Below are 18,220 nucleotides of genomic sequence, written 5' to 3'. Positions count from 1 at the left end.
AAGCCCCTGCCGCTTGGCAACCCCTCGCGGGCGAATCCCGCCCGCCCCATCAGTCTACCTTGCAAGAAGGGCCCCGCCGGGCTTACGCCTGACGGGGCCCTGTCGTGTAGGTGAGGTCATATGTGACCGAACGGTGTGGCCTTAGGCCTCCATCTCGGCGAGTTCCTCCTTGGAGAAGCCGCAGGCAAAGACGACGGCAGCGGCGATGACAAAGGAGATTGCCATACCAACGATAGCCCAGACGGTGTTCATCTGGCCACCCTGCAGGTAGTTGGTGAAGACCAGGAAGTTGGACGCACCGCCTGCGAGGTAGTAGGTAACACCCATGAGGCCGGAGAACACAGCGCCGATGGCACCGCCGATGAACATGCCGAGCATGGTGCGACGGAAGCGCATGAGGATACCGAAGAGCGCAGGCTCGGTAACGCCGCCGGCGATGGCGGAGATGACGTAACCGATGGCAAGGGACTTCTCGTCGGGGTTCTTCATCTTGAGGAAGGCACCGAAGGCGCAGCCCCAGACAGCGGCCATAGCGCAGTTGGTGGAAACGAAGACGAAGGGATCGTAGCCGGCGGCGATGATCTGAACCTGAGCGAGCAGGATGACGGGCATGTGCATGCCGCAGACCACGAAGAGCTGCCAGAAGGCACCGAGGACGGCCATGACGATCAGGATACCGATGCCGCCAAGGTCAGCAAGGCCGAAGAGGGCGTTAGCGATCAGCGTACCGATCTCGTTGCCGATCGGGGCGAGGACGATGAAGGCGATGGGGATGGTGACGATCATGGTGCAGAACGGCGTGAAGACCGTGGAGAGCACGTCGGGCATGACCTTCTTAAAGAACTTCTCGATGAAGTAGAGGACGGGCACCGAAAGGATGATCGGCAGGACGGACTGCTGATAGTTGGCAGCGGCGATCTGGATGCCGTAGACGGAGATGATTCCGCCGCCCTCCTGAGTGGCGACGCTCACCACGGAAGGAGCCATGAGGGCGCCACCGAGCAGCATGCCGAGCACGGGGCTGGCGCCGAGCTTCTTAGCCGCGGCATAACCCAGGTAGATGGGGATAAAGGTGAACGTGGCCTCGTACAGCGTGGTGTAGAGGAACGTATAGGTCGGGTCGTCGGCCGAGAGCACACCGAGCATGGTGGGGCCGAGGACGGCCGCGATGGTACGGAACAGACCGCCGGCCATGAGCAGCGGGATGAGCTGGGTCATGGAGCCCGACAGATAGTCAAGGATGATGTTCGGCAGGTTCTTGAGCTCGAACTTCTGCTTGGAAGCATCGAGGTTCTCGTCGACGGCGGCACCCTGCTTGACGCCGGAGATGGCGACGAACTCGGCGAGCACCTTGGGCACGTTCTGGCCGATGATGACCTGGAGCTGGCTGCCGGCGAACTGGCATCCCAGAACACCCTTGACCTTCTTGATCTTCTCCACGTCGGCCTTGTTGTTGTCCTTGAGCGTCAGACGCAGGCGCGTCATGCAGTTGGTGGCGACGGAAACATTCTCCGCACCGCCCACGAGCTCGAGGACATCGGTGGCAATCTGCTTGTTATCTACTGCCATGGGACCCCTCCCCATATCTTCGTGTGCCAGCCCCCTTGGGCTTAGGCACGCCTTTGGCCCGGCGACTATAACCCCTTACGGTTGCCGGACCCTTGGATACGCTTTTGTAAACAAGGTGTTTACTGAACGTTTACGGGCTTTAGTTTACACGGAGCGCCGAATTTATGGCAATTTTGCCGTCTACAGTCCGGTGAACGGTAGGAAATCGGGGGTGAACGTATTTGAATGGCGGGAAATGGTCTCTTTGACCATCTATTGATATATAGCCATTTACGTGGGATTTTATTTTGATGAACACCTCACTGATCTGTTAACTCATCAACAGAATCCCTGCTAGAAGCTAGTAAACATATGTTTAGTAGTTCACGACGTGTTCAATTTTGCCGTTTACCGAGTTCATCTGGTTATTCTTCAATTCTAGATTACACTAAACATGTTTAGTTTGTATTGCCGCAGATGCCAGGCATTCGCGGCGTAAGGGAGGCAGCTCATGGAGCTCAAATTGTGTACCTACGCAACCGTCACCACCTTGGGCGACTTTGGCCCCTGGATCAGCAAGGTCGTACTCGACCTGCCCTGCACCGTGCGCGCCAACGACATCGACGCGAACACCTTCCATATATATGTAGAGCGTCACGAGCGCTCGGGCGAGGTTCTGATGCGCAAGGAGCGCGGCGCCGACCATGCCGCGCCCTCCGTGGGTTACATCGACATTCTCGCCGCATATCCGTGCGACGAGAACGGACGTAAGCTCGCCGTGGGCACCCATGTGGCGCTCGAGGTCGCCGAGCAGCGCCTGACCAAGACCATCGAAGGCGGCGTCATGGGCTCGCGCATGCTCGATGACCAGCTGCGCATCACGCAGCTCACAGCTCTTCCCGGCAACGACGGCGACGATCCCACCTGCGGCCTGGTCTTCGACACCTGCCGTGGCGATATCTGCCCCGCGCTCAAAGGTTGGAGCAACGCCACGCAAAAGACCGCCGTCGACGGCATCGCGCTCGAATACGGCTTCTTTGAGCCCAGCTTTAAGGCCGAAGACTCGGCATGCTTCAACCCCTTTGCGCCCGAGGCGACGGTCGTGCCCCAAAAGGCACCGCTCGTGGTGTATCTGCACGGCGCCGGCGAGGGCAAGGGCGCCACGCAAGGCGAAGGCGCTACGCGCGCCTATATCGGCAACCGCGTGACGGCCATTAGCCAGGCGCAGATCCAGCGCTACTTTGGCGGCTTTGCCTGGGTGCTCGTGCCGCAGTCGCCCACGTTTTGGATGGACAACGGCGTCGAGCAACTCGGTCGCTCCAACCAGAGCATCTACTCCTCCGTGCTCAAGGCGCTTATCGACGAGTTTGTCGCCGAGCATGCCGACCGCATCGACACCGACCGCATCGTGGTCGCCGGTCTTTCCAACGGCGGCTTTATGACCCTGCGCCTGTGCGCCGACTACCCCGATTTCTTCGCCGCGGGCCTTCCCTGCTGCGCCCCGTGGTACAACGCCACGGACGAGGACGTGGCCGCGCTCGCCAAGACGCCGCTGTGGTTTACGCACTCCAAGGGCGACGAGCTCGTGCACCCGCAACAGACCGTGCTGCCGCTGTTCGCGCGCCTGCGCGGTGCCGGCGCCAACGTGCATCTCACCTACTTTAGCCATGTCGAAGACCTGACCGGCGTGTATCGCGAAGCCGACGGCTCGGCCAAAAAGACGTTCAACCACGGCGTGTGGATCCACCAATTCAACGACCTGTGTTATCAAGACTTCGACGGAGGCAACGTACTCATCGACGGCGAGCCAGTGGGCTGCTGGGAGTGGTCGGCCAGGGTTTCGAGGTAACCATCCCATCGGGGGCTCTGACCTTTAGTTTTGTAAACGTCCTCGCGCATGAGCCCCGCTTATCCTGCTCCTTCGGAGCATCGGATAAGCGGGGCTCGCGCTGCGGAATGTTTACACAACTAAAGGTCAGAGCCCCCTAAGTTAACGTTGTTCGAAACGCTGGTCGGCCGCTTCCGGCGGGCCGCCGGGTCGCGGGCGATGGGGGCGTGGGTCCCGTCTTGCCTTGCGCGTAACTGGCTGAATTGATTTTGATTGGAGCTGTTCCTATGTCCCAGAAGTTGACTCGAGTGATTGTTACCACTGATATGGAAGTCGATGATATGAACTCGCTTGTTCATTTGGCTCTGTATCTCAACTTGCTTGATGTTCAGGCTGTGGTGTATACGGCTTCGCAGTATCACTTTCTTGGGGATGGGGTTCATACGCTCGGCGAGGTGAATTCGCATTGGCGGACCAAAGGGCGGCGCTCTTATGAGTGGGCTGTTGTGCCTCATGAGCCCGATCCGCTAGCCGGCGAGCTTCGTGAGTATCGTCCGTTTCCCGAGCATTGGATTGAGAGCCTCTGGAGCAATGAATATGCCCAGGCTTGGCCGCAGTTGCAGGCAAATGCGGCCGCTGCCGGTGAGCCGCCGTTTCCCACGCCCGCCCAGATGATCGAGCGCACCTTTGTGGGAAATGTTGCCTTTGAGGGTGATGTGCGCGAGGAGACTGAAGGGTCTCACGTCATCGCCGATGCCATCATGGACGATGACCCGCGCACGCTGTGGTTGCTCAGCTGGGGTGGCATGAATACTATCGTTCGTGCCCTCATGAGCATTGCCGAACGTTATCGTGCCACGCCCGAGTGGCCCGCCGTGCAGCAGCGGGTCTATCAGAAGGTGCGCGTGATGGGCGTTGCCGATGGCGTGGGGCAGGACAACTCGTGGCTCGACCATGGACGTGAGCTCTTTCCCAAGCTCATCTTTTGGCGTACGCCCTATATGTATGGCAACTATTTCGACGCCAAAACAGCTCAGCCCGATACGCTGCCGCTGTTTAAGGCTCCTTGGCCTGAGCGGAATCTCACGCAGGGCAACGGACCCCTCATGGCACGCTATATGCTCTATGGCGACGGCAAGATCTACGAAAACGAGCCCGAGCGCTTCCAATTTGGTAAGCATGCCCGCCTGGATTGGGGCCTGGAAGGCGTGCCCGCAGTTCAGTTTGAGCGCGGCGATTTTATGGCCGAAGGCGACAGCATGACCTATATTCCGCTGCTGCCGTTTGGCCTGCGCGGTATCGACGACCGCGACTTCGATACGCTGCTCGGCCGCATGTTTCTTGATGGGCACCCCGACGCGAGTGCACCTGACGGTTTTGCCTCCATCAGCACGCCCTCAGACGACAATCTCAATCCCTATCTGCGTGCCTATCAGGAAGACTTTGCCGTCCGTGCGCAATGGTGCGCCCATGATCCGACCATCTGCTCGCATCCGGCGCATGTTGTCGATGTCACGGCCGACTGCAGCGCCGCAGCCGGCGAGCGCATTGCCCTCACGGCGACCGTCATCGACCCCGACGACAAGGGTTTCGATGCGCATTGGGATGTCGCCGTAGACCCGTCGAGCTATGCAGGTGCCCAGGATCTGTCGCTGTGGCAAGAATGCGCGATGGACGCCGCTTTCATCGTGCCCGCCGACGCACGACCCGGCGACCGCTTCGTGCTCACCCTCACCGTCCAGACGCGCGCCGAGCGCCCCTGCAGCCGCTACGCCCAGGTCGCCGTAACCGTGGCGTAGCAAGGGCAACGCCCACATTCGACAAAGAGTGTCCCCAGGCGCCAAACGAGCGGGGATTTTTGGACACCCAAATGACGAGAGTGGATAATCTCCCACTTTGAGCCCACAAACAGGCCAAAAACGGGAGATTATCCACTCTCATTCTACGGGTACTCATTTAAGTACGTCCCCAATGAGTGCTTTCACTTCTTAACAAAACGCCCGGCGGGCATTAACTGCTCGCCGGGCGTTTTGGTTAGGAGGCTATGGTTGTTGAGAAGCCTTAGGCCAGGTCCTCGCCGTTCGTCTCGATGACGTGTTTGTACCAGTCGAAGCTCTTCTTTTTGGAACGCTTGAGGGTTCCGTTGCCCGCATCATCGCGGTCGACATAGATAAAGCCGTAGCGCTTGGACATCTCGCCCGTGCCGGCAGACACCAGGTCGATCGGGCCCCAGGTGGTGTAGCCCAGCAGGTCAACGCCGTCCTCGGTCACCGCATCGCGCATCGCGGCGATATGCTGGCGCAGGTAGTCGATACGGTAGTCGTCGTTGATGGAGCCATCCTCCTCGACAACGTCCTTGGCGCCCAGACCGTTCTCGACCACAAACAGCGGCTTCTGATAACGGTCGTACAGGTCGTTGAGGGTGATGCGGAAGCCCAGCGGATCGATGGCCCAGCCCCACTGGCTCTCCTGCAGGTAGGGGTTCTTGGCGCCGGCGAAGGCGTTGCCCTGGGTGCGCTCGACATCGGGGTTATCGGCACCGGCGGAGCAACGGGCGCTGTAATAGCTAAAGCTGATGAAGTCGACGGTGTTGGCGGCCAGGATCTCGCGGTCCTCATCCGTCATGCCCACATCGATGCCCAAACGCTCGAGCTTCTTGACGGCATAGGCCGGGTAGTAGCCGCGGCTCTGAACGTCGACGAAGAAATAGTTGCTCTGGTTGTCAATCTGCGCCTGGCGCACATCGTCCGGACGGCAGCTGTAGGGGTAGTAGCTACCTGCGGCAAGCATGCAACCGATCTTGACCTCAGGGTCGATCTCGTGAGCGATCTTGGTTGCCCAAGCGCTGGCGACGAGCTCGTTGTGGGCGGCCAGGTACTCGACGGCCTCCTTGTTCTCGCCCTCCTCAAAGACCAGACCGGCACCCATAAACGGCAGGTGCAGGATCATATTGATCTCGTTGAAGGTAAGCCAGTACTTCACCAGACCCTTGTAGCGGGTGAAGATCGTGGTCGCGAGGTTCTTGTAGAAGTCGATGAGCTTGCGGTTGCGCCAGCCGCCGTACTCCTTGATAAGGTGGATCGGGCAGTCGAAGTGCGTGATGGTCACGAGCGGCTCAATGCCGTGCGCCTGACACTCGCGGAACACGTCCTCGTAGAAGGCCAGGCCGGCCTCGTTGGGCTCAGTCTCGTCGCCGTTGGGGAAGATGCGGGTCCAGGCCAGGCTCATGCGGAAGGTCTTAAAGCCCATCTCGGCAAAGAGGGCGATGTCCTCCTTGTAGTGGTGATAGAAATCGATGCCGGTCTGCGCGGGGTAGTAATAGCCGTCCTCGAAGTCGAGCATCTTGCGCTGGCCGGAGACCACCGCATAGCGCTCGGGGCCGTGCGGCGCCACGTCCACGTTGGCCAGGCCGCGGCCATCCACGTCGTAAGCGCCCTCGCACTGGTTGGCAGCCGTCGCGCCGCCCCACAGGAAGTCTTTACGGAAAGCCATGCATCAATCCTTTCACACGCTGTTTGTCGTGGTTTCAGTATCCCCGTAAGCAGCGCGCTACTCAACGGCAACGACGCAGGCCGACACTTCTTTTCGCCCCAACGGCCTCATCCGCCCGCAGCGACTGACACTTCCTGATACCTCGCTTCCTCCCCTGGCAACAGGTTCGCCTCTCGAAGTTTTTCCTCCACAGGAACCCGTCCCCGGGAAGGAAAGGAAGTGAGGGGCCGGGCGGCAATGACTGCGGCTAAGCGTACGTGATGGCCTCCAAACGAAGAAGCACGGGAGAGCTATAGCGCATAATGGCGACCTCGTCGCCGTTGAGACGGCAGTCGCGCACCCACGCGCCGTTCTCAACGGTCCCCGTCTCGAGCGACGCCACATCCACATGCGGCTCACCCGCCGCGTGCGACTCGAGCGCCAAGCCGCAACGAAGCGCAAGCAGGTACACGGCGCCGTCGGCGGCGCGAAGGGCCGCACACGCACCGGGCAGGGCACCCTCATCAAAGCTCACCTTAATTGCTATGGAACCCATATCGAGCAGGCCCTCGGCTGCCACCTCACTCGTCACGGCATCGAGCGTCGCGTACGCGGCATCGTCCTCGGCAAGTTCAAATAACTGAGCCAGCCCACGCGTGACCTCCGCATATTCCTCCCGGTCCTGAGGCGTGAGCAAAGCGGGGTCGCTCGTATCCATGCCAAAGAGAATACCCGCCGAATCGCCAAAGGGCTCGCCCATCTCCTCGTAGCCAAAAGGAGCGAAGCACAGGGCATGGTGATGGGCCACCGCCCAGACCTGGCGCGCGGCGGCGTAGGCGTGCGTCGCGGTCTCGGGGATAAAGAGCGGGTTGTCCTCGCACGCATATCCGTCGCAGACCTTGCAAAACGCCGGGATGTAGATATCGGGGCCCAGCATGTCGATGCTCGGGGCGGCATGCTTCCACACGCCCATCACGCGCAGGTTGGGACCGCCCGTGGGAAAGCGCCCAGGCTTGTGACCCTTGTCGAGCCAGCAATTGCAGGCCGTGGGCAGCGGATGCTCGGCGCGGCCCGCTGCGGCGACCGTCTCCACGTAGCGAGCCATGTGGTAGGTGGTAAACATCTCCTCGGCATGCTCGCCAAAAACCTGTTCCCACGAACCAGAGCCGGCGCCCGCTTCAAGGGCTTCCGCAAGCTCAGACGCCAGGGAGGTAGGATCGGCCGCAAGCGCCTCGATCAGCTCCGTAGGCACGCTCTCCGCAAAGGCGGCATCCGCCCAAGGCGAGTGCTCACGTGCCGCGACCATCTGGCCGCACTCGTTTTCTACCTGCACGAGTATCACCGTATGATCTTGCGCATCCACCTCGCGCAGGTGCGCCATCAAAGCCGCGTAGGCGCCGGCATCCGCCGCGCGCGTCTCCTCGCAATAGAGCGAAAGCGCCGTGATCTCAAAGTTATGGAACTCGGCATAGCGAACCTTGTTCTGCCCAGGCACCATCTGCGCACGGCGAAAACGCTCGATATCGCGTTTGACCCACGCGGGCGCATAGTAGCACTGCGCATTTTTGTACGCGCCAAACCACAGCACGCCCAGGTGCAGCCCGCGCTCGCGGGCAAGCTCGAGCATCATGTCCACTTGGCCAAAGTCAAACTCGCCCTCTGCGGGCTCCAAAAGCTCCCAGGTAACCGGGGCGAGCACGGTATTCATACCGAGCGCCCGCGCGCGATCGAGAGCATCCGCAAAAGCGCGGCGCCCACCCGAGGCGGAGTTATGGCACTCGCCCGCAAACAGCGTATAGGGCCGGCCGTCCACCATCAGGCGTTGCCCGCCGCCAGCACAGGTGTACAACTGCGGAATCTCCGCCATGGCAACTCCATTCTTCCGTTTTGTTTCAACCCCCTGAGGGCCGAGCCGTGTTGAGAGCACCGGACGCGCGACCAGGGCCTACCTGTCGTCCGTGCGAGCCCGCCCCTCCGATGGGAGATGGGTTAAAGGACGGCAAACGAGGCGAGATCGACCGAACCGACGCCCTCGATAGCCAGGTAGAGTGCATGGTCACCGGCAACGGTCTTCGTCAGGGATGCGACCACCGTGCACCAGCCCTCGCCTGGCACGAGCTCGACGCGCGTCAACTCAGCGCCATCCGGCGCGTCCAAGCGTACACTCACCACACCGGCAAGATCCCCGCGCACCTCGAGCTCCACCGTGCGCTCCGCACCGGAAAACGCCAGGTATTTGTAGCCCACGCCCGCTCCATCGCAGAGGTTGGCCACATGGGTACGTGCCGAAGTCACACAGCCCGCATCGACTTCCTGGGTAATCACCGGATGGTTATCGGCGATTTCCAGATTGCCGGAATAGTGAACCGCGCCGGCCGGCCCCACCAAGTAGCAGCAAATACTCGCCGGGTACGCGCGCCCGCAAGGAAGCGCTCCGCCATTGAGCCCACAGCTCGTTATCTCTACTTGTTCGATATGTCCATCGGAAGCAATCTCGATGGGCTCAGCGCACCCCTGGCGCGCGTGCTGCGCACCGTGCGTATGACGGTGATAGAAGATGTAGTCGCGCCCGGCAATGCGCGCCATGCCGCCATGGTTGTTGCCCAGGTCCATCACAGCGGCGCCCTCGGCCTCGTGCCCGGGCAGGCCCACATCGCCGTTGGAAACGAGCACGCCGCCGTAGGTTACCGGACCTTCCGGCGTTGGCATCGTGGCCCAGCAGAGCTCATGTCCGTTTTCGCTCGAGTAGACAAAGTAGTAGCGCCCGTCGAGCACGCGGATGCTCGAGGCCTCAAAGAAGGCATGCCCTTCAAAACCCGTGTCCGCCGCCTGCGTCACTGCCGGAGCCAGATGCTTGGGTGCCGCAGCCATCGTGCGCATATCGGCGCCGAGCCGCACCACGTAGCCGCCCTCCATGGAACATGCGGGCATGCGCGAGCTCGGCTTCTTGGCGCCAAACCCATAGTAGAGCCAGCAACCCCCGTCCCCGCAGGGAAGGACTGCCGGGTCAAAGGGCATACCCCAGCCCTCCTCGCCCGCAAACGGCGAGCCGTCGGGCTTGGCAATAGGGCCCAGATAGCGGTAGCGTCCCGCCGGCTCATCGCACACGGCGACCGACATGATGCAACCGCTCGTCATGCTTAGCGTGAAGTAATACAGATAGAACCGCCCGTCGGCACCCCGGCACACATCGGGCGCGCCGTACCCGGTTCGATCGACATTGGCCGGGTCATCCTCTTTGCGCCAGATGGTCCCCTCAAACGTCCAGGAGCCCAGATCGTCCACCGGAGCTGACCAGCACACGTAGTCACCCGGGCAGTATGCGGTGCCCTCGGGTGCGTCATGGCTTCCATACACGTAGACTCGGTCACCAAAGACATGCGGTTCGCCATCGGGGATATACTCCCATCCCGGCAGATACGGATTGGTTGCGATATGAGCCATGTCAGACCCCTCCTATCGATATCGGGCGCGGTACCGGACGGACGCCGGCGACAAGACCGAACGCCTGCCGCGCACCGCGTGCACCATTCGTTAAGCAAATGCAGCTAGACGAGCTCGAACTCCCCCACCAACAGGTCGCGGCTGTTAGGCCCCGCCATGACCTCAAACGCGCCGGGCTCGCTTGCCCAGCCGTGCTCGGGCGTCCAAAAACGCAGAGCCTCCTCGCGCAGGATAAACGTCACCGTGCGGCGCTCACGCGGCGCAAGCTCAACACGCGCAAAGTCACGCAGTTCGAGCATGGGGCGCACGCGCGTTGCCACCTTGTCGTGGATATAGAGCTGCACGACCTCAGTACCAGCAATATCGCCCTCATTGGTCACGTCGATTGAGACCTCGAGGACACCGTCCGCCGTAAGCTCGTCCGCACTCAGGCGCAGGTTATCGTAGCGCGCCGTATGATACGAGAGTCCGTAGCCAAAGGGGAACATCGCATCGTTAGGGCAGTCCATATAGCGGCTCACAAAGCGACCGCTATGCGTTGATGTCTTAGCGGGACGTCCGGTGGAGAACTGCGCATAGTAGAGCGGCTCCTGGCCCACGTTATGTGGGAAGCTCACCGTGAGCCTGCCGCTCGGATTGACCGTTCCAAAGAGCACGTCGGCTACCGAACGCCCACCAGCCGTACCGGGGAACCACGCCTCTACGATTGCATCGCAATCATCGATCACGTCAGTGAGGGAAAGAGGACGCCCGTTAAAGAGCACAAGCACCACAGGCTTGCCGAGCGCGCGCACGCGCTTGAGCAGGCGCTTCTGCGGAGCCGGTATGGTAATGTCCGTACGCGCTCCGCCCTCACCGCTCTGCAGCATGTGTTCTCCGAGCGCCATGACCACCACGTCGCTCGATGCGGCCAGCTCGAGCGCCTCGGCAGCCATCGTCTCTAGATCCGCGCCCTCGCCCGTCGGCGCACCGAACGCGGGAATCTTGCCAAACTCCCCAAGCTCGCTGTAGTCGTCGAGCGTGGGACAGCCTTGGGCCCACGCAAAGCCGTCGTCGCCCAATACCTCGGCAAATGCCTCGGCAAGCGTTACGGAATGAGTTTTATCGGCATGAATCGCCCACATGCCGATGATGTCTCGGCTGTTGGCATAGGGGCCGATGAGCGCCACGCACGGAGCGTTGCCCCCGGTCGTAAGCGGTAGCAGCCCACCTTCGTTTTTAAGGAGCACGAGGGCCTCGTCGCACGTTTTACGCGCGCTCTCAAGACGCTCCGGCGTGCACGTGACCTCCGTACGGCGCTCGGGCGAGCACGTACGATACGGGTCCTCAAACAGACCGAGTCTGTTCTTGAGCTCGAGCACGCGCATGCAGGCGGTATCGATCTGCTCGAGCGAAACCTCACCCGTTTCGATGAGGGCCTCAAGCTCATGTGCGTAGCAGGGCGTCTTCATGTCGATGTCCACGGTGGCATTCATGGCGAGCTTGGCCGCCTCGCGACGGTTTGCCGCCACACCGTGTGCCCTGAGCTCGTCGATCGCCGCGTAATCGGTGATGATGGGACCGTCAAAGCCCCACTCGTCGCGCAACACGTCGTGCATGAGCCAGCGGTTTGCCGTGGCGGGGATGCCATCGATGGTGTTGAAGCTCGTCATCACCAAATCGCAACCAGCCTCGACCGCCGCACGGTACGGAGGCAGGTACTCGTTGCGCAGGCGCCACTCGCTCATATCCACTGTGTTGTACTCGCGACCCGCCTCGGGCGCACCATAGCCCGCAAAGTGTTTGACGCAGCTGGCCAAGCTCTTCTGCGGCGTACCGTCACCCTTAAAGCCCTCGACCATCGCGCGAGCGAAGCGGCTGCTTAGGTACGGATCCTCGCCCGGCATCTCCAGGCAGCGACCCCAACGGGCATCGCGCACCACGTCCACCGGCGGGCTAAAGGTCACCATGCAGCCATCGGCCACGGCCTCTTCGGCAATAAGGTTGTAATCCTCGCGGATAAGCTCTGGGTCCCACGTGGCTCCCAGGCCCAGGGGGATTGGATAGCAGGTTTGATAGCCATAGATCACATCGGCCATAAAGACGAGCGGGATCTTAAGACGGCTGCGCTCAAGATATGCATCTTGGATACGATGCACTTCCTCGGCGCCCAACACGTTGAGCACGCTGCCGCATACGTCAACATCTTCTTGCGTCACGCCCAGCTTGGCACGCGGACCAACCGCTACGGCATCGGTGCCAAAGCACCCACCGTCAAGCTGCACCAACTGCCCGATCTTCTCGCGCAGGGTCATACGCCCCAAAAGGTCAACGAGCTCGGATTGCTTCATGGCTACCTCGTTTCTGTTGTGTGCCCTTATGGGAGGACGCCGGATTCGTGTAGGGGTCAGCGCCCTCCCATAAGGGCACACGGGGCGCATCTGGCGCCGCGCCCCGTGTGCTGGCGTCCAAAGACGCCGGTTTCCCAGAACTAGTTGTTCTCGAGGATCATGTCGTCGTTGAAGCCGAAGGTCAGCGTGCCCACAAAGGTGAGGACGGAGGCGACGGCGAGCGCGATGACGTCCTCCATACCCACCGAGCCGATGATGGCCGGGATGGTGATGAGCGAGGTGGTCATGAGCGCGGGCTGGTGCAGGCCAAAAGTGGCAGCAATGGCACCGCAGATGCCGCAAGAGACGATTGCGATCACAAACGGGCGCTTGTACTTGAGGACGGCGCCGTAGATGGCGGGCTCGGTGATGCCGGCGAGGAGCGCAGAGATGGCGGCAGCGCCGGCGAGCTCCTTGAGCTCGGTGTTCTTGGTCTTGAGGAAGATGGCAAGGACCGCGAAACCCATGGCAAAGTTGGTGCCGACGGTAATGGGCAGGATGACGTCATAGCCGAGCATACCGATGTTCATCTGGATGATGGGGATAAAGGCCCAGTGCATACCAAAGATGATGAGGCAGGGCCAAAGCAGACCGATGAGGAAGCCTGCGGGCAGCGGGGCAACCTCAAGCAGGGAAACCAGGCCGTTAGCGATGAGACCACCGATGAAGTCGGTGACGGGGCCGATGATGTAGAGGGTGAGCGCAGTGGCCACGACGAGGGTCACGACGGGAACGATCAAGCCCTTGAGGATATCGGGGACGACCTTATTGAGGCCCTTCTCGATCCAGGACTGCGCGTACACGGCAAAGATGATGGGGATAACCGAGCTCGTGTAGCTGATGAGCGTTACCGGGATGCCAAAGAGGTCAACCGGGTCGCCGGCGCTAAAGAGCGTGGAGAGCGTGGGGTAGCACAGCGCAACGGCGATGGCCATGGCCGTCCAGTCGTTGCACTTGAACTTCTTGGCCGCAGTGCGGGCAAGGAAGACCGGCATGAAGTAGAACACGCCGTCGCCGATGGCGTAAAGCAGCTGGTAGGTGGTGGACTCGGCCGCGAGCCAACCAAAGGAGTTGGCCATGATCACAAAGGCCTTGAGAAGGCCGGCGGCGGACATGGCGGGAAGCATCGGCATAAAGATGCCGCTGATGAGCTGGATGGCGCGGTTGACGATGCTGCCACCGGCCTCGTCCTCGACCTCGCCGCCAAGCTGGATGTTGGAAACCTTGGGCAGGGCGTCATACACGTCGGTAACGTGATTGCCGATAACAATCTGGTACTGACCGGCGGCCACTAGAACGGAGATAACGCCCTCGGTCTGGTTGAGCTTCTCGGTCTGGGCCTTCTTCTCGTCGTTGAGGGTAAAGCGCAAACGGGTAATGCAGTGGGTGACGGACTTGACGTTGTCCTCGCCACCGACGAGTTCAACGATGGTACGGGCGAGAGCCTCGTAATCGCGTGCCATGTGAAACCTCCTTGTTTCACTCGTTACAAAGATATCTGCAGCCCCGGCGCCTTGGAGCTTAACAGCAGGTTGCGCGGCGATGCCGCGATGTCTGCCGACGCAAAGCCGGCCAGTTGGGCAGTTAGACGGGTGCCCGGCCTCCGTATCAATGTCCCGGGCAGAGCCGGTTGATATGCATCATCAGATAGAGCAGCTCTTCGTCCGTGCAGTGCCAGCCGCAGGTTGCCCTCATGTATTCGTCGATTGCGCGTGCACAGGCGTACGCGTCTGAAAACTCGCTGGTCGCTCGTTTGAAAAGATCGCTATTGCGCGTCTCCTCGTCCTCACCCTTGATAAGGCGGCTGATAAGAAAGCGCATATGGGTCACAAAGCGCGCATAGCTATATGAGCAGCGGTCGATGGTCTCGCCAAGCGTACGCTCGATAATCCCGGTAACCGCATCGATGACCTCGGTACTCTTTACGACCAAGTCCATGTTGCCCTTTGCGCCCGCGTTCTCGTCATCGACCATCTCGGCGTTGACGATATGCAGCGCAATCGAAGCGGCCTCGGTCTCAGGAAAATCAACGTCCTCGGCCACAGCCATAACGAGCTTGACGCCGCGGCGACCGACCTCGGCCTCGCGCGGATAGACGAGGCGGACTTCCTCGTAGAGCGGGTTCTTGATCGAAGCTCCCTTGCGGGCGCGGTCGATGGCAAACTGAAGGTGGTCGGCGAGCGTAAAGACTAGATTGGGATTGAGCGTGCAGTTGGGCTCGTTGCGTGCGATATCCACGATACCCGACGCGATAATGATGACATCGTCCGAAAGCGATGCGACAGCATCGTACATCTCAGGGCTGATATCGCGGAAGCTCCGCTGGATGGAGCTTTCGTCCTCAATATAGGAAGGGGCGCCGCGAAAGCCAAGGCCCTTGCCAAACAACACGAGCTCGCGCCCGGCATCGTCCTCCGCAAGGACAACGTTGTTGTTTATTGCCTTGGTTATCAGCATGAAAAAACTCCCCTGGGCTCCACTTGGACATCTCACCACACCGGCTCTCGAGTCGGCGGTTGCTATGACATGTGCTCGTGGCGCCTCCCGAGGAGTAACGCGGTGCAGTTGCCAGTATAGAGGTTTTGCTGAGTTATTAAAGTGATTTTATAGAAGTTACCGTTCGCCCCTGTTTTTCCACCGTTCATCCCTTGACCCCCCCCCAAGGCAAAGGCAACCAAAGGCGCACCACAAAGGGGACAGGCACCTTTGTGGTGGTTTGAGACAAGGACCCTAGTCCACAGTGATGTCGAGGTTCTTGCCGGTGAGGCCTACGTAGCCGCCCTCGGCAGCAGGTCATTTGACCGAATAGGAAAAAAAGGAAAAAATAGGAAAAAAAGGAAAGGAGACTTATGACTGAGACCATCTTCTCCCCCTCATTTGGAAATCGCCCCTCTTATCTAGTCGGGCGCGAAGCGGTAATTTCGACATTCGTATCTGGCATTGAGCAAGAGGCGGGCAATCGCGACCGAGCCATGCTCATGCTTGGACAGCGAGGCAGCGGCAAGACGGTTCTTCTGTGGGAACTTGCCGACCGCGCACGCAAGCTCGGCTTTGTTGTCGCTACGCCCACCGTAGCCTCCGAGGATATGCTCGAGCGCATTGTTGAGAAGATCCAGGAAGCAGGCGAGCCTTACGTCAATAAACGCCGCCTTCCCAAACTCACGAGCGGCAGTCTAAGTGTTTTTGGGTTCTCGGCAGGCCTCGAGTTCACACGAGACGTGCAGGAGACCAAAAGCTTTCAGTTCAAACTCACACAGCTCGCGCGCAAACTGACCAAGCAGGGACACGGTATCCTCATCCTCATCGACGAGCTCCAAGCGAATTCACCCGAGATCAGACAGCTCGTCACCGCCTATCAAGAACTGGTCGGCGAACGACTCAACGTCGCGCTCGTCATGGCAGGCCTTCCGGGAGCCGTCTGCGCAACACTCAATGACCGCGTGCTGACATTTCTCAACCGCGCTCGCAAGGTCACGCTCGAACCGCTTTCGGTCGGAGATGTCGACGCCTATTACCAGCGGGCTTTCGAAGAGCTCAGCATTGACATTCCAAGCGATCTTCGCCTCCGTGCCGCTCGCGCAACCCAAGGCTCCCCTTATATGCTGCAGCTGATCGGCTATAACATCGCCAATCGCTGCAAGGCTGGAGAACGCGCAGCGCAAGGGCAAATCGACGGAGCCATCGAAGCTTCGAAGGTCGACTTCGAAAACGATGTTTGCGAAACGACGCTCGCCGCGCTATCGGACCAAGACGTCGCGTTTCTCACCGCAATGACTGACGACGAAGGCGCTGTGTCGCGTATTTCTGATGTGGCGGAGCGCATGTCGGTCACGCCCGACTATGCACAGAAATATCGCCGGCGCCTCATTGACGCCGGCGTTATCGAGCAGGCGCGCCGTGGTTACGTGCGCTTCGCCGTCCCATATATGGCCGATTATCTGCGCAGCCAGCTCTAGACAACCACCACAAAGGGGACAGGCACCTTTGTGGTGGTTTGGGCAGGTTTGTCTCAATCTGTAACAGGTAAGCAGCCAAAACCGGGCTTGGTGTTACAGATCGAGATTTTCGGGCAGCCCCCCGCAGTTTGTCTAAATCTGTAACAGGTAGAGACGATTTAGCCCGCTAGATGTTACAAATCGAGACGGAAGATGCTAGTCACAGGTGATGTCGAGGTTCTTGCCGACGAGGCCTACGTAGCCACCTTCGGCTGCCTTGGGGCTGTCGGCGTGGCAGAGAACCCACTTGTCGGCCTTCCAGTAGCAGTAGCTGTCACCGGCCGCGGTCATGTCGGCTGCGGCCTCGGGGCGCAGGCCATTGGTGCCCGCCGGCAGCGCCACCATCACCTGGAAGCCGCCGTCGTCGACCATGCAGGGCGTGTAGTGGAGCGTGGTGTTGAAGACTTCGACGACCGTACCCGCCGGCACGCGGAACGCCTTGACGCACGCGGTGTCGAGCTTGCCGTCCTCGATCTCCCAGCGATGTGCCACGAGCAGGATAAAGTCGCGGGCTCCCAGGTTAAACTCGCTGGCGCGGTGATACTCCAGGCAGTTGAGCTGCGTGTTGTGGCCGTTGCACCAGCCGAGCTGGAAGGGGCGGCCGCCAAACATGAGAAAGCCCAGTTTATCGGCATCCTTGACGCCCTCGAGCTCCGGCGCGCTTGCTACGTACTTGCTGCCCTCGGGGATGGGCGTGGCAGAGAGCGCCTCGAGCACGGGCGACGTGAGCTCGGACGGAACGTTATCCCAAACGTTGCCATAGGATTTGAACTCGGGATCGTTGACAGAGTAGATATGCATGTTCACTCCTGTTCGTTTATGTGACAGTACGAACATTCTAGAACAAACATAAGCGATTTTGAACGCTCATCCCGACCACTCAACAAAAAGGCGCCCCCGCATAAGCGAAGGCGCCCAATGCGCGCGTTTTGAACGATAAAGCCCTTACGCCTGCTGATAGTGCAGGTGCTTCTCGTCGATATCGGCCAGGTCGCGGTCGAGGTAGCGACGCGCGAGCCAGTTAGCCATGGGAAGGTTCTGGTCCAGATAGTTACCGCACTCCTCGGGAGCGGCACCGGGGACATCGCCCTCAAAGCCGGCGACAAACTCAAACAGCTCGCGCACGAGCGGCAGGATCTCCTCGCTCGTCACTTCGCCAAATACGACGAGGTAAAAGCCCGTGCGGCAGCCCATGGGGCCAAAGTAGACAATGCGGCTCGACCACTCGGCATGGTTGCGAAGGAACGTCGCGCCCAGGTGCTCGATGGTGTGGCACTCGGCCGTGTTCATGACCGGCTCCTTGTTGGGCGTGGTCAGGCGCAGGTCAAACGTGGTGACGGCGGCGCCGGTCGCCGGATCGCGGTCGATGCGGCTCACGTACACGCCGGGCTCAAGCAGCAGATGGTCAACGGAAAAACTCGCGATACGCTCCATGGCAGATCCTCTCGATAGTCAATTTAGGACGGGGCTCTTTTAGCTGGTTGGAATGGTCGCACCAATCATACCAGTCAAAAAAGCCCCGTCCCAAATGAGCTACCCGGGACGGGGGTCAATGAGTTTTTAAT

General features: G+C 60.5%; 12 protein-coding genes. 3 read left to right on the top strand and 9 right to left on the bottom strand.

Annotation, left to right across the window (positions count from 1 at the left end):
• Positions 1 to 141: 141 nt before the first annotated feature.
• Positions 142 to 1,569 carry a PTS transporter subunit EIIC gene (locus DW195_RS03245; protein ID WP_117634539.1) on the bottom strand — a complete coding sequence of 476 codons (1,428 nt, stop codon included), beginning with the start codon at positions 1,567 to 1,569 and terminating at the stop codon, positions 142 to 144.
• A 490-nt stretch (positions 1,570 to 2,059) separates the two neighbouring features.
• Between DW195_RS03245 and DW195_RS03240 the strand changes: the two genes are divergently transcribed.
• Positions 2,060 to 3,397, top strand: a complete 1,338-nt coding sequence (locus tag DW195_RS03240; RefSeq protein WP_099432500.1) for a prolyl oligopeptidase family serine peptidase — start codon at positions 2,060 to 2,062, stop codon at positions 3,395 to 3,397.
• Positions 3,398 to 3,663: 266 nt separating this feature from the next.
• The gene (locus DW195_RS03235) at positions 3,664 to 5,175 is read left to right on the top strand and encodes a nucleoside hydrolase-like domain-containing protein (protein WP_118205846.1); all 1,512 of its coding nucleotides are present in this window, start codon (positions 3,664 to 3,666) and stop codon (positions 5,173 to 5,175) included.
• A gap of 262 nt (positions 5,176 to 5,437) precedes the next feature.
• Here the strand turns inward: DW195_RS03235 and DW195_RS03230 are convergent, their stop codons facing one another.
• From DW195_RS03230 to DW195_RS03205, 6 genes are all read right to left on the bottom strand, one after another.
• Entirely contained in the window at positions 5,438 to 6,868 is a 1,431-nt protein-coding gene (locus tag DW195_RS03230; RefSeq protein WP_118205845.1) for a 6-phospho-beta-glucosidase, read from the bottom strand.
• A gap of 247 nt (positions 6,869 to 7,115) precedes the next feature.
• Complete coding sequence (locus DW195_RS03225) at positions 7,116 to 8,714, bottom strand: beta-galactosidase (protein ID WP_118205844.1); 1,599 nt, start codon at positions 8,712 to 8,714, stop codon at positions 7,116 to 7,118.
• Positions 8,715 to 8,836: 122 nt separating this feature from the next.
• Entirely contained in the window at positions 8,837 to 10,291 is a 1,455-nt protein-coding gene (locus DW195_RS03220; RefSeq protein WP_118205843.1) for a family 43 glycosylhydrolase, read from the bottom strand.
• A 104-nt stretch (positions 10,292 to 10,395) separates the two neighbouring features.
• Positions 10,396 to 12,621 (bottom strand): beta-glucosidase BglX, encoded by a 2,226-nt coding sequence (bglX, locus tag DW195_RS03215; protein ID WP_118205842.1) that lies wholly within the window; start codon positions 12,619 to 12,621, stop codon positions 10,396 to 10,398.
• 140 nt (positions 12,622 to 12,761) lie between these two features.
• The gene (locus tag DW195_RS03210; RefSeq protein WP_117806567.1) at positions 12,762 to 14,123 is read right to left on the bottom strand and encodes a PTS transporter subunit EIIC; all 1,362 of its coding nucleotides are present in this window, start codon (positions 14,121 to 14,123) and stop codon (positions 12,762 to 12,764) included.
• Positions 14,124 to 14,268: 145 nt separating this feature from the next.
• Positions 14,269 to 15,117 (bottom strand): PRD domain-containing protein, encoded by an 849-nt coding sequence (locus DW195_RS03205; RefSeq protein WP_118205841.1) that lies wholly within the window; start codon positions 15,115 to 15,117, stop codon positions 14,269 to 14,271.
• A 392-nt stretch (positions 15,118 to 15,509) separates the two neighbouring features.
• On the opposite strand from DW195_RS03205, the gene DW195_RS03200 reads away from it, so the two are divergent.
• A complete protein-coding gene (locus DW195_RS03200; RefSeq protein ID WP_118205840.1) occupies positions 15,510 to 16,616 on the top strand; it encodes an ATP-binding protein in 1,107 nt (368 codons plus the stop codon).
• A gap of 195 nt (positions 16,617 to 16,811) precedes the next feature.
• Here the strand turns inward: DW195_RS03200 and DW195_RS03195 are convergent, their stop codons facing one another.
• Both DW195_RS03195 and DW195_RS03190 read right to left on the bottom strand, forming a co-directional pair.
• Positions 16,812 to 17,456, bottom strand: coding sequence for a DUF4867 family protein (locus DW195_RS03195; protein WP_118205839.1), 645 nt, complete (start codon positions 17,454 to 17,456; stop codon positions 16,812 to 16,814).
• Positions 17,457 to 17,600: 144 nt separating this feature from the next.
• Positions 17,601 to 18,089, bottom strand: coding sequence for an S-ribosylhomocysteine lyase (locus DW195_RS03190; RefSeq protein WP_117770240.1), 489 nt, complete (start codon positions 18,087 to 18,089; stop codon positions 17,601 to 17,603).
• Positions 18,090 to 18,220 lie beyond the last annotated feature (131 nt).

Origin of the sequence: Collinsella sp. AM17-1, from assembly GCF_003470665.1 — a bacterium.
Classification (GTDB): domain Bacteria; phylum Actinomycetota; class Coriobacteriia; order Coriobacteriales; family Coriobacteriaceae; genus Collinsella.
Note: the sequence above shows the minus strand (reverse complement) of the source record. Positions and strands in the feature narration are given on the sequence as shown.

Bases quoted from the DNA above. Each gene is read 5' to 3' on its own strand.
- DW195_RS03200 (WP_118205840.1), top strand. From the start codon at position 15,510: ATGACTGAGACCATCTTCTCCCCCTCATTTGGAAATCGCCCCTCTTAT.
- DW195_RS03210 (WP_117806567.1), bottom strand. From the start codon at position 14,123: ATGGCACGCGATTACGAGGCTCTCGCCCGTACCATCGTTGAACTCGTC.
- DW195_RS03220 (WP_118205843.1), bottom strand. From the start codon at position 10,291: ATGGCTCATATCGCAACCAATCCGTATCTGCCGGGATGGGAGTATATC.
- DW195_RS03240 (WP_099432500.1), top strand. From the start codon at position 2,060: ATGGAGCTCAAATTGTGTACCTACGCAACCGTCACCACCTTGGGCGAC.
- DW195_RS03230 (WP_118205845.1), bottom strand. From the start codon at position 6,868: ATGGCTTTCCGTAAAGACTTCCTGTGGGGCGGCGCGACGGCTGCCAAC.
- bglX (WP_118205842.1), bottom strand. From the start codon at position 12,621: ATGAAGCAATCCGAGCTCGTTGACCTTTTGGGGCGTATGACCCTGCGC.
- DW195_RS03190 (WP_117770240.1), bottom strand. From the start codon at position 18,089: ATGGAGCGTATCGCGAGTTTTTCCGTTGACCATCTGCTGCTTGAGCCC.
- DW195_RS03205 (WP_118205841.1), bottom strand. From the start codon at position 15,117: ATGCTGATAACCAAGGCAATAAACAACAACGTTGTCCTTGCGGAGGAC.
- DW195_RS03225 (WP_118205844.1), bottom strand. From the start codon at position 8,714: ATGGCGGAGATTCCGCAGTTGTACACCTGTGCTGGCGGCGGGCAACGC.
- DW195_RS03235 (WP_118205846.1), top strand. From the start codon at position 3,664: ATGTCCCAGAAGTTGACTCGAGTGATTGTTACCACTGATATGGAAGTC.
- DW195_RS03245 (WP_117634539.1), bottom strand. From the start codon at position 1,569: ATGGCAGTAGATAACAAGCAGATTGCCACCGATGTCCTCGAGCTCGTG.
- DW195_RS03195 (WP_118205839.1), bottom strand. From the start codon at position 17,456: ATGCATATCTACTCTGTCAACGATCCCGAGTTCAAATCCTATGGCAAC.